Origin of the sequence: Cryobacterium sp. N22 (assembly GCF_002929555.1) — a bacterium.
Taxonomy (GTDB): domain Bacteria; phylum Actinomycetota; class Actinomycetes; order Actinomycetales; family Microbacteriaceae; genus Cryobacterium.
The window spans coordinates 185639-197458 of sequence record NZ_PJJP01000035.1 but is presented as its reverse complement, the minus strand read 5'-3'; the positions used below and the strand labels follow the sequence as shown (position 1 = coordinate 197458).

The 11820-nt window shown below is 70.2% G+C and carries 10 protein-coding genes; 2 read left to right on the top strand and 8 right to left on the bottom strand.

Translation table 11 applies throughout. The annotated features are described in order from the left end of the window. Positions 1–119: 119 nt before the first annotated feature. Positions 120–437 (top strand): hypothetical protein, encoded by a 318-nt coding sequence (locus CXY76_RS11255; protein WP_104164473.1) that lies wholly within the window; start codon positions 120–122, stop codon positions 435–437. A gap of 182 nt (positions 438–619) precedes the next feature. On the opposite strand, the gene CXY76_RS11250 is transcribed toward CXY76_RS11255, so the two are convergent. Continuing rightward, positions 620–1510 carry a D-hexose-6-phosphate mutarotase gene (locus CXY76_RS11250; protein WP_158253887.1) on the bottom strand — a complete coding sequence of 297 codons (891 nt, stop codon included), beginning with the start codon at positions 1508–1510 and terminating at the stop codon, positions 620–622. A 160-nt stretch (positions 1511–1670) separates the two neighbouring features. On the opposite strand from CXY76_RS11250, the gene pepE reads away from it, so the two are divergent. Further along, the gene (gene pepE / locus CXY76_RS11245; RefSeq protein WP_104164469.1) at positions 1671–2438 is read left to right on the top strand and encodes a dipeptidase PepE; all 768 of its coding nucleotides are present in this window, start codon (positions 1671–1673) and stop codon (positions 2436–2438) included. On the opposite strand, the gene CXY76_RS11240 is transcribed toward pepE, so the two are convergent. The 7 genes from CXY76_RS11240 to kdpF all read right to left on the bottom strand — a co-directional run bounded on the left by CXY76_RS11240 (position 2377) and on the right by kdpF (position 11654). After that, positions 2377–3669 carry an EAL domain-containing protein gene (locus CXY76_RS11240; protein ID WP_158253886.1) on the bottom strand — a complete coding sequence of 431 codons (1293 nt, stop codon included), beginning with the start codon at positions 3667–3669 and terminating at the stop codon, positions 2377–2379. The genes pepE and CXY76_RS11240 overlap by 62 nt on opposite strands. A gap of 97 nt (positions 3670–3766) precedes the next feature. Then, entirely contained in the window at positions 3767–4468 is a 702-nt protein-coding gene (locus tag CXY76_RS11235) for a response regulator (protein WP_104164465.1), read from the bottom strand. Further along, positions 4465–7026 carry an ATP-binding protein gene (locus CXY76_RS11230; protein WP_104164463.1) on the bottom strand — a complete coding sequence of 854 codons (2562 nt, stop codon included), beginning with the start codon at positions 7024–7026 and terminating at the stop codon, positions 4465–4467. Before CXY76_RS11230 ends, CXY76_RS11235 begins: the two co-directional genes overlap by 4 nt. 8 nt (positions 7027–7034) lie before the next feature. Beyond that, positions 7035–7661, bottom strand: a complete 627-nt coding sequence (kdpC, locus tag CXY76_RS11225) for a potassium-transporting ATPase subunit KdpC (RefSeq protein WP_104164461.1) — start codon at positions 7659–7661, stop codon at positions 7035–7037. 61 nt (positions 7662–7722) lie between these two features. Further along, positions 7723–9888 carry a potassium-transporting ATPase subunit KdpB gene (kdpB, locus tag CXY76_RS11220; protein WP_104164459.1) on the bottom strand — a complete coding sequence of 722 codons (2166 nt, stop codon included), beginning with the start codon at positions 9886–9888 and terminating at the stop codon, positions 7723–7725. A 3-nt stretch (positions 9889–9891) separates the two neighbouring features. Then, the gene (gene kdpA, locus CXY76_RS11215; protein ID WP_104164457.1) at positions 9892–11565 is read right to left on the bottom strand and encodes a potassium-transporting ATPase subunit KdpA; all 1674 of its coding nucleotides are present in this window, start codon (positions 11563–11565) and stop codon (positions 9892–9894) included. Continuing rightward, on the bottom strand, positions 11565–11654 hold the full coding sequence (gene kdpF, locus CXY76_RS11210) for a K(+)-transporting ATPase subunit F (RefSeq protein ID WP_103430925.1): 90 nt from the start codon (positions 11652–11654) through the stop codon (positions 11565–11567). Before kdpF ends, kdpA begins: the two co-directional genes overlap by 1 nt. Positions 11655–11820: the final 166 nt, after the last annotated feature.

Below are 11820 nucleotides of genomic sequence, written 5' to 3'. Positions count from 1 at the left end.
CTCGCCAGGCTCCGGCCCGGGCACCTTGCTGGCGAGGGGGAGCGCGCCTACCGTGTGCGACGTCGGCAGGCCGGCGCGCGGCGCCTGCCGTGGGTCGAGCGGCCGCTCCAGGAGGAATCATGGGCAGGTCGAGGGTCGCGGCGCTCGCCGCGGTGGTCGTGCTGGCGGCGCTGGTGCTGACCGGATGCGCGCCGGGCGCCAACGACGTGCCGGCCACGGTGCCGCCCGATGAGCTGGCGGGTTTCTGGCTGGGCCTGTGGCAGGGCTTCATCAGCCCGATCACGTTCATCGTCTCGCTGTTCAACGCCGAGGTGAACATCTACGAGGTGCGAAACGACGGCAACTGGTACAACTTCGGCTTCATGATCGGGGTGGCCATCGCCTTCGGCGGCCCCGCGAGCGCCGGCGGCTACGCCACGCCGGGCCGCAAGGGCTGACGCGGCGCCTCCCCGTGGGGCGCCGGACCGCACGGGTGTGGGCTGCGGGGCGCTGCTCGCGGCGTTCGTTCAGAGGTATGCGGGCAACGCGCCGCTGTGCGGGTGGCGCGCCACCCGCACAGCGGCGCCTACCCCGCACACCGCATGCGCGCCGGTCCGCATCCGCCGCCCGCGCCCCGGGCTCAGGCCACCGAGTAGCGCACGCTCATCTCGTGGCCGGCGCCCGGGGCCAGGGTGATCGTGTTGTCACGGATGTTGCAGGTCTCCAGGCACACCATGCCGGTGTACTCGTTGTCGCCGAAGTCCGCCATCGAGGCGGCCTTGTCGATCCACGGGTTCCACACGACGGTGCTCGCCGAGCCCTGCTTGGTGATGGTGATCTGCCGGCCGGTCGCGGCATCCGTCACCGTCGTGGCAGCCGTGGTGTTCAGGTAGATCCGGTCGGTTTCGGCGTCGAAGCGCACCGGCTCGCTCTCGGCGGGGCACGGGCCGGTGAGGCGGTCGGTGAACGGGGCGCCTTCCAGGCCCGACACCGCGGTCTGGCGGATGTCGGCGACGCCGAGGTAGGTGTGCAGGGCCTCCTCGAAGCTCAGCTGCACGTCGTCGCGGTTGGTGACCTGCAGCGAGAGCGACAACTGGGCGCCGACGGTGACCGTGTACCGCGCCTCGAACCGGTGCGGCCAGGCCGACGCCCGGGTGGCTTCGGTGTCGGTGAGCACGAAGACCAGCACCACGTCATCGCCGGCGTCGCGCGCCTCGGCGAGCCGCCAGTCGGCCAGGCGGGCGAACCCGTGCGAGGGGGCGGTGGCATCCGTGGGGTGCGCGCCGAACCAGGGGAAGCAGATCGGCACGCCTCCGCGCAGCGGCACCCCCGGTGCGTATTCGCTCTGCTCGCTCATCCAGATCACCGGGCTGCCGCCGGTGGGCGCCCAGGCGCTCACGTGGGCGCCGCGGAGGTAGATCTCGGCGGTGCCGGCGCGGGCGAACACCCGGGCCACGGGGAGGCCACCCTGGCCGATCCCCAGTTCGACGGATGACGGTAGCGCGGGCAGTTGCGGGTCGATGGCAGACATGATGACCTCCGTGGTCGATGGGCGTGCTCCCATCCTAGGAACCCGGGCTTCCCGGGGCCTTCCGCGGACAGAGGTAGGATCACCATTCGAGCGACGGAATGGGCCGCCTCGGGTCTCCCGTCGAGCGTGCCAGCGAAACCATCCCGATTGGAAGGACCCCATGCAACTGCTCCTCCTTGCCAACTGCACCAGCCCCGGCCACGGCTACCTCGAGCACGCACTGCCCGAGGTGCTCGCCTTCCTGCACGGAGTGACCGAGGTCACCTTTGTGCCCTTCGCGGGCGGCGACCTCGATGCGTACACAGCATCGGTGCGGGCCACCCTCGAGCCGCACGGCATCGCGGTGCGCGGCCTGCACGAGGCGGCCGATCCGGTCGCCGCTGTCGCGTCCGCGCAGGCGCTGTTCGTCGGCGGCGGCAACACCTTCCGTCTGCTCGCCGCCCTGCAGCGACTCGGCCTGATACCGGTCATCCGCGCCCGGGTGCAGAACGGTCTGCCCTACCTGGGCTCCAGCGCCGGCGCCACCATCACCGCGCCCAGCATTCGCACCACCAATGACATGCCCATCGTGCAGCCGGAGTCGTTCGATGCTCTCGGCCTGGTGCCGTTCCAGATCAACCCGCACTACGTCGATACCGACACGTCCGGCGTGAACACCGGGGACTCCCGCGAGTCCCGGCTGACGGAGTTCCTCGATGAGAACGACGTGCCGGTCCTGGGTCTGCGCGAGGGCACCCACCTCAGTGTCACGTCGACGCTGGCCTGCGCCCTCGCCGTGGTCGGCGGCGGCTCGGCGAACCTGCTCCCGGCCGGCCCGGGCATCCTGTTCGAACGCGGACGCGCGCCGCGGAACGTCGCCGGAGACGTCAGCTCCCTGCTGGTGCGCCGCCCCCGGTATGACCGTCCCCTGATGGATGCGGTGAGCTGAGGCGGTTGATCAGGGTGAGGGCGGCGGCGGTGGCGAGGTCGCGGTCGTGGGTGAGCACGAACTCGTACGCGCCCTCGGCGTGGTTGTGGGGATCGACCTCGCGGGCGGCCAGGACGGCGGCGAAATCCGCGGTGAGCACGACGATGTCCCATTCGTCGAGCAACGGGTCGGCCGGGTCGATCTGGGCCACGCGGATGCCGCTGCCGTCGTCGAGCCCGGCCTCCCCGGCGATGTAGACCGCCACCAGGCCGGCCTTCTCGGCGAGTGCGTCGTAGCGTCGCCGGGTCGCGGGGGTGAGGTTGGGGTGGTGCTGGAACGTCGAGAGCACCACGGCAGAGTCGCCGCTGGCCAGAGCCCGGGCTTCCAGGAAGATGCTCATCTGCACCAGCAGCGCGCGGTTGGACGACCGCGGGGTGCGCAGCGGCGCCACCACTTGGTATGGGGTGCCGCTCGTCGGTAGCGCGGCGGCGGGGCCGGCGGGAAAGCTGATCCCGGCAAGTGCGGCGGCGTTCGGCACCTCGGCCACCGGGTGGCCGAAGAGCCAGCCCTGCCCGTAGGCGGCCCCGAGCGCGCGAGCGGTGACCCGGTGCTCCTCGGTCTCGATGCCCTCGGCGAGTACCACGGCCCCGGTGCGTTCGGCGTGTGCGGCGACGGCGCTCATCACCCGGGCGGCGTCCTGGTCGGGGCGCTCGCGGATGAGCGACATGTCGAGCTTGATCAGGTCGGGGGCCAGCAGGGGGAGCAGAGCCAGCGAGGCCGGATCGGCGCCGAGGTCGTCGATGGCGATGCGGTACCCCAACGCCCGGGCCCGGTCGATGGCGTAGAAGAGTCCGGCCGGGTCGTTCATCAGGGCACGTTCGGTGACCTCGAGCACGGCCGGGGCCGGCGGATGGGGCGCATCGGTGAGGTCGGCTCGGCCGAGCGATCCCGGCTCCACATTGACGAAGAGCGTGTGGGCGGTGGTGAAGCCCTGTTCGGTGGCGGTGCGCACGCTCGACTGCCAGCAGGCCAGGTCGAGGTCGATGACCCGGCCGAGCTCGTGGGCGCGGTCGAAGAGCGCGGCAGGATTGTGGAACACGGTGTCGACCGGACCCCGGCTGAGGGCCTCATAGGCGACGACGGTGCCGGAGTCGAGCTCGACGATGGGTTGGAACCGGCTGCTGATCAGCCTGTCAGCGAGAATCTCGTTGAACAGGGCGTCGGACTCGTGCTCGCTCACCGTCGTCACCATGACATCCCCCATCCGCGCCGGGGCGCGTCGTTCTGGAAGTCTAGCGACGAGCGGAGCGCCCAAGCCCTCGAACGCATCCGCTCGGCATCGGCCCGGCTCAGGCGCCGGAGGGCGGGTCGGGCGCGAAGCGGTAACCCATGCCGGCCTCGGTGAGCAGGTAGCGGGGCCGGGACGGGTCGGCCTCGAGCTTCTTACGCAGCTGAGCCAGGTAGAGCCGCAGGTAGCCGGTGTCGGTCATCTTGTGCTGGCCCCAGACCTCGGCGTAGAGCGATTGCCGGCTCACCAGTTTGCCCGGAGTGCGCAGCAGCAGTTCCAGGATCTGCCACTCGGTTGGGGTCAGCCGCACGTGTTCGAGTCCGCCGGCCGTGGCGCGCACGATGGACTTGGCCGGCAGGTCCACGGTGATGTTACCGAAGGTGACCACCGGTTCGTCGCCGCTGGTTGGCATTCTGCGGGTGAGGGCGCGGATGCGGGCCAGCAGCTCGTCGATCGAGAACGGTTTGGTGACGTAGTCGTCGGCGCCCCGGTCTAGCGCCTCCACCTTGTCGGAGGCGCCGCTGCGGCCGCTCACCACCAGGATCGGCACGCTGTTCCACGCCCTCACCGAGTCGATCACGGCGAGGCCGTCGAGGGTGGGCATGCCGAGGTCGAGCATCAGCAGATCGGGGTGGTACTCCACGACCGCCGCCAGCGCGGTGACGCCGTCGTGGGCGGTGATGATCTCGTAACCGCGGGCGCCGAGGGTGATGCGCAGGGCCCGCAGGATCTGCGGGTCGTCGTCGGCGATCAGGATTCTCATGGGCTGACCTCGTCGCTGGCAGGGGCTGCGGTGGATACCACGGCCGGCAGCGTGATCACCATGGTGAGCCCGCCGCCGGGGGTGTCGTCGGCCTCGAGGGTGCCGCCCATGCCCTCGACGAACCCCTTCGACAGCGCCAGGCCCAGACCGAGGCCGGTGGCGTTGTCGGTGTCGCCGAGCCGCTGGAACGGCACGAACACGTCGCCCCGCCGGTCGGCCGGGATGCCGGGTCCTTGGTCCATGATCCGCAGCTGCACGGTGTCGGCGAACCGGCTGGCCGACACCCGGGCGGGTGTGCCGGCCGGTGAGAAGCGGATGGCGTTGGTGAGCAGGTTCACCACCGCGCGTTGCAGCAGGCCGGGATCTGCGAGCACCGGCGCGGTCTCGCCCGGCAGGTCGAGCTGCACGGTGTCCGGACCGAGGCCGAGCTCGTCGAGGGCAGGCAGCACCACGTCGGCGAGGTCGACGGGCCCCAGCGCCACGGCCAACGCGCCGGCTTGCAACCGGCTCACGTCGAGCAGGTTGGTCACGAGCGAGGCGAGGGTGTCCAGGCTTTCACCGGCCGTGGCCAGCAGCTCGGTGCGGTCGCTCTCGGGAAGGGTGATGTCGGTGGCCCGCAGTCCGCTGATGGCCGTGGTCGCGGCGGCGAGGGGCCGGCGCAGGTCGTGGCCGACGGCGGCGAGCAGGGCGCTGCGCATGCGGTCGGCTTCCTCGAGCGGGCCGATCTCACTGGCCGTCTGGGCGAGGTCGCGGTGCTCGAGGGCGGCGTCGATCTGGCTTGCGATCACGCTGAGCAGTCGGCGTTCGGAGGCCGCGAGGTCGGGTCCGTACAGCTCCAGGCTGGCCCGGGTGCCGATGGGCACGGTCGTGGCCGTTGTCGCGGGAGCGGCCGCCGAAACGCCCGAAGCCGAAGCCGCATCCGCGCCATCCGCCGCATCCGTCCCGCTGGCCTCGACCAGCACCGCGCCGCCGACGAGCAGCCGCACCCGATCGAGGCCGAACGCCTCGCGGGTGCGGGTGACCAACGCCTGCAGGGCGTCCTCCCCGCGCAGCACACTGCCGGCCACGGTGGCCAGCAGCTCGGATTCGGCCGCTGCCCGCCGGGCCGTGCGGGTGCGCCGGGCCGCCTGGTCCACGACGTAGCTCACCAGTAGGGCGTTGACGAGATAGAGCGAGAGCGCGAACAGGTGCAGCGGCTCGGCCACGGTGACCGTGTACAGCGGCTGCACCAGGAAGTAGTCCAGGGTGAGGCCGGACAACAACGCCGCGAACAAGGCCGGCCAGAGCCCGCCGACGAGCGCGACCACCACCACGAGCAGCTGGTAGCTGAGCACGTCGCTGGTGATGGACTCCTCGCTGCGGAAGCTGACGAGCAGCCAGGTCAGCAGCGGCCCGCCGATCAGGGCTAGGGCGAAGCCGGCCAGCCGGCGCCGCACGGTGAGCGAACCGCCGAGCCTGGGGAGCGCGAATTTGCCGCCTGCAGCGGAGTGGGTGACGATGTGTACGTCGATGTCGCCGGATTCGCGGGTGATGGTGCTGCCGATGCCCGGCCCGGACAGTGCCGCGGTGAGCCGGTTGCGGCGGCTGACGCCGATCACAAGCTGGGTGGCGTTGGCGGCGCGGGCGAACTCGACAAGCGCGCGGGGGATATCGTCGCCGACCACCTGGTGATAGCTGCCGCCGAGCTCCTCCACCAGCACCCGTTGGGCCGCCAGCGCTCCCGGATGCGGCGTGGCCAGGCCGTCCTGGCTGATCACGTGCGCGGCGATCAGCTCACCGCCGGCCGAGCGGGCCGCGATGCGGGCGCCCCGGCGGATGAGGGTGTCGCCCTCCGGCCCGCCGGTGAGCGCCACGACCACGCGTTCCCGGGCCTCCCACTTGTTCGAGATGCCGTGCTCGGACCGGTAGCTCTGCAGCGCCGTGTCGACCTCGTCGGCCAGCCAGAGCAACGCCAGTTCACGGAGCGCCGTGAGGTTACCGAGCCGAAAGTAGTTCGACAGGGCCGCGTCGATGCGGGCCGCCGGGTAGACATTGCCCTCGGCCAGCCGGTCGCGCAGCGCCTGCGGGGCCAGGTCGATGACCTCCACCTGGTCGGCGGCGCGCAGCACCGCATCCGGCAGCGTCTCGCGCTGAGGCACCCCGGTGATCTGCTGCACGACGTCGTTGAGAGACTCGATGTGCTGGATGTTGACTGTCGAGATCACGTCGATGCCCGCCGCCAGCAGTGCCTCCACGTCCTGGTAGCGCTTCGTGTGCACCGAGCCGGGGGCGTTGGTGTGCGCGAGCTCGTCTACCAGGGCGATCTCGGGCCGGCGGGCGAGCACGGCGGCCAGGTCGAGATCGCTCAGCTCGATGCCGCGGTGCCGCACGAGCATCCGCGGCACTACCTCCAAGCCCTCGGCCATGAGTGCGGTGGCCGCGCGGCCGTGGGTTTCCACGACCGCGACGACCACGTCCTTACCCTCGCCCTGCAGTCGGCGGCCTTCTTCGAGCATGCTGTAGGTCTTGCCGACGCCGGGGGCGGCGCCGAGCAGCACGCGCAGTCGACCGCGTTTCATGGGTTACCTCACTTGCCGAAATCGAGCGTGGCGAGCTCGAGGTTCAAGTTGAGCACATTCACGGTCGGTTCGCCGAGAAACCTAAGGTCACGGGCCCGTTCGACCGACTCGACGAGCGCGCGCACCTCGGTCTCTGGCAGGTCGCGGGCCGCGGCCACGCGCGGCACCTGCAGCAGGGCGTAGGCCGGGCTGATGTGCGGATCGAGGCCCGAGGCGGAGGCGGTGACGGCATCCGCGGGGATCTCGTCGGTCGTCGCCCCGTCGAGGTCTTCGATGGCGGCCTGCCGGTCGCCGATCGCCTGGATCAGGTCGGGGTTCTCCGGTCCCCAGTTGCTGCCGCCGGACGCGCTCGCGTCGTAGCCGTCGCCGGCCGCGGAGGGGCGGGACTGGAACCATTCGGGCAGGACCGCGCCGTCGGCGTCCGTGAAGGACTGACCGATCAGGCTGGAGCCGACGACACCATCTGCGGTGGTGACCAACGAACCATTGGCCTGCGCGGGCAGTGCCAGCTGGCCGACCAGGGTGATGGCCAGCGGGTAGGCCACGCCGAGCACGACGGTGAAGACGAGCATGGCCCGGAGGGCCACCCAATATGGCCGGGCCAGGGGGCCGGTGCGGGGACGGGAGGCGCTCATGAGAGGGGAATCCGTTTCGATAGGTGGGACAGTGAGAACGACGGGTGCGGGGTCACGTTGATCAGAACCCCGGCAGCAGCGACACGACGAGGTCGATGAGTTTGATGCCCACAAACGGCGCGATCACTCCGCCGAGCCCGTAGATCAGCAGGTTGCGGCCGAGGACGCTCGACGCGCTCGCCGCCCGGTAGGTCACGCCGCGGAGTGCCAGCGGAATCAGTACCACGATGATGATGGCGTTGAAGATGATCGCCGACAGGATCGCCGACGCGGGGGAGCTCAGCTGCATGATGTTCAGCACGGCCAGGCCGGGGAACACCCCGGCGAACATGGCCGGGATGATCGCGAAGTACTTGGCGAGGTCGTTGGCGATCGAGAAGGTGGTGAGCGCCCCGCGGGTGATCAACAGCTGCTTGCCGATCCGCACGATGTCGATCAGCTTGGTGGGGTCGGAGTCGAGGTCAACCATGTTGCCGGCCTCCTTCGCGGCGGAGGTGCCGGTGTTCATCGCCACGCCCACGTCGGCCTGGGCCAGGGCGGGCGCGTCGTTGGTGCCGTCGCCGGTCATCGCCACGAGGTTGCCACCCTCCTGTTCCCGGCGGATCAGCGCGAGCTTATCCTCCGGGGTGGCCTCGGCCAGGAAGTCGTCCACGCCGGCCTCGGCCGCAATGGTGGTGGCAGTGAGGGCGTTGTCGCCGGTGACCATGATGGTGCGGATGCCCATCGAGCGGAGCTCATCGAAGCGTTCCTTGATGCCCTCCTTCACGATGTCCTTGAGGTAGACCACACCGAGCACGGTGCGCTCGCCGGGTGCGGCGGATTCCAATGCGCCGGTGGCGACCACGAGCGGGGTGCCGCCCAGCCGGGAGATGCGTTCCACCTCCGCGGTCAGCTCGGCCAGCACGGTCTCCGGCACCGGGCCGGCCTCGGCCACCCAGGCCAGCACGGCGGAGCCGGCGCCCTTGCGGATCTGCCCGCCGGCGAAATCGATGCCGCTCATGCGGGTCTGCGCGGTGAACGGCACGATGTCGCCGGCCAGGCTGTCCGGCCGGTGGAAGCCCCGCTCGGCGGCCAGGTCCACGATCGATTTGCCCTCCGGGGTGGGGTCGCTCAGCGAGGAGAGCGCTGCGGCCCGCACCAGCTCGGCCTCGGTCACCCCGGTCAGCGGCGCGAACTCGCGGGCCTGCCGGTTGCCGTAGGTGATGGTACCGGTCTTGTCGAGCAGCAGGATGGTGACATCGCCGGCGGCCTCGACGGCCCGGCCCGACATGGCCAGCACGTTCCGCTGCACCAGCCGGTCCATGCCGGCGATGCCGATCGCCGAGAGCAGGGCGCCGATCGTGGTGGGGATCAGGCAGACCAGCAGGGCGATGAGCACGGGCAGGCTCACGGTGGCGGCGGAGTAGCTCGCGATCGGGTTGAGGGTGAGCACCACCACCAGGAACACGATCGACAGGGCGGCCAGCAGGATGTTCAGCGCCATCTCGTTGGGGGTCTTCTGCCGGGCCGCGCCCTCGACGAGGGCGATCATGCGGTCCACGAAGGTCTCGCCGGGCTTGCTCGTGATGCGCACCACGATCCGGTCGGAGAGCACCCGGGTGCCGCCTGTGACGGCGCTGCGGTCGCCACCGGACTCCCGCACGACGGGGGCGGATTCGCCGGTGATCGCGGATTCGTCGATGGAGGCGATACCCCAGACGATGTCACCGTCGCCGGGCACCAGCTCGCCGGCCACCACGATCACGGTGTCACCGAGGGTGAGGTCGGCCGAGGACACCGTCTGCACCCGGGCATCCTCTGCGGCGGGGTTGGTGTCGGGCTGGTAGTGGAGCACCTGGGTGGCGCTGGTGCTGGTGCGGGTCTGCCGCAGGCTGTCGGCCTGCGCCTTGCCGCGGCCCTCGGCCACGGATTCGGCCAGGTTGGCGAAGATCACGGTGAGCCAGAGCCAGAAGGCGATGCCCACGGTGAAGGAGCCGGGCACGGGGCTGCCGCCGGACTCGCCGGGGCCACCGAGGAACGGTTCGAACCCCGCGAGAACCGTGGTGAGCACGGCGCCGATCTCGACGATGAACATCACCGGGTTCCGCCACATCAGGCGCGGGTCGAGCTTCTTCGCCGCGCCGGGCAGCGCGGCTACGAGCTGGCCGGCGCTGATCGCCTTCTTCGGTTTCGAACGCGGCGGGGTGGGCGTGGTGGGGGTGTCGGGGGTGTTTATCAGTGTGGTCATGGCTTACTGCAGCCCTTCCGCCAGGGGACCCAGCGCGAGTACGGGGAAATAGGTGAGAGCGGTGATGATGATCGTCACGCCCAGGAGCAGGCCCACGAACTGGGGCCGGTTGGTGGGCAAGGTGCCCGCGGTGGCCGGCACCCGGTCCTGCGCGGCGAACGAGCCGGCCAGTGCCAGCACGAATACCATCGGCAGGAATCGGCCGAGCACCATGGCCACGCCCAGAGCGGTGTTGAACCAGGGCGTGTTCGCGGTGAGGCCGGCGAACGCTGAACCGTTGTTGTTGGCCGCGGAGGTGAAGGCGTAGAGCACCTCGGAGAGCCCGTGCAGGCCGGGATTCCAGATCGACGTGGCCTCCACATCCGCTCGCACCGCCGGGATCGCGAAGCTCAGCGCGGTGCCGGCGAGAACCAGGGTGGGCGTGACCAGGATGTACAGACTGGCCAGCTTGATCTCCCGCGGGCCGATCTTCTTACCCAGGTACTCCGGGGTGCGGCCCACGAGCAGGCCGGCCACGAACACCGCAATCACCGCGAGGATGAGCATGCCGTAGAGGCCGGAACCGGTGCCACCGGGGGCGACCTCGCCGAGCATCATGTTGAGCATCGGCATCATGCCGCCCAGTGCCGTGTATGAGTCGTGCATCGAGTTGACCGCACCGGTGGAGGTGAGGGTCGTCGTGGTGGCGAACAGGGTGGAACCGATGATGCCGAACCGGGTCTCCTTGCCCTCCATCGCACCCCCGGCCAGCGCCGGGGCGGCGCCGGCGGCGCGCAGTTCGAACAGTGTGAGGGCGGTGAGTGAGATCACGAAGATCGTGGCCATGGTGGCCAGGATCGTGTAGCCCTGCTTCTTGTCGCCGACCATGGTGCCGAAGGTGCGCGGCAGGCTGAACGGGATGGCCAGCATCAGCACGATCTCGAACAGGCTGGTCCAGCCGCTCGGGTTCTCGAACGGATGCGACGAGTTGGCGTTGAAGAAGCCGCCGCCGTTGGTGCCGAGCTCCTTGATCGCCTCCTGGGAGGCCACCGGACCGCCGGGGATCGACTGGGAGGCGCCGGTGAGGGTGTTCACCTCCGTGAAACCGGTGAAGTTCTGGATCACCCCGCCGGCCAGCAGCACGATCGCGGCGATCACCGCGAGCGGCAGCAGCAGTCGCAGCACCCCGCGGGTGAGGTCCACCCAGAAGTTGCCGATGGTGCCGGAGCGGCGCAGCATCAGGCCGCGCACGAGGGCGATCGCCACGGCCAGGCCCACGGCCGAGGAGACGAAGTTCTGCACGGCCAGGCCGACAATCTGCACGGTGTAGCCCAGGGTCACATCGGGGGAGTACGACTGCCAGTTGGTGTTGGTCACGAACGACACCGCGGTGTTGAACGAGAGGCCTGCCGGCACGGCGTCGAAGCCCAGCGAATAGGGCAGTACGGCCTGGGCGCGCTGGATCGTGTAGACGAACAGCACCCCCACCAGGGAGAAGGCGAGCACGCCGCGCAGGTACGCCGACCAGGTCTGCTGACCACGCGCATCCACCCCGATCAGCCGGTAAAAACCACGCTCGATCGCGAGGTCTTTGTGCGAGGTGTAGATGGTGGCCATGTAGTCGCCGAGCGGGCGGTAGAGCCCTCCGATCACGGCGACGAGGGTGAGGGCCTGCAGGATGCCCAGCCACACGGACACTAGAACCGCTCCGGTTTCACCAGGGCGAAGACCAGGTAGCCGATGGCGCCCACGGCCAGCACGGCGGCCACGATGTCGAACACGATCACAGCTTCGCCACCCCCCAGGCGACAAGGCCGATCAGTGCGAACACGGCGATCACGCCGAGCACGTAGACAAGGTCGAGCATGCGATTCTCTCCATTCGTCGGCCGCCGTCGTGCCGGCCGTTATCCGTGCTCCGCACGAGCACGAACCGAGTAAACACCCGTCCCGC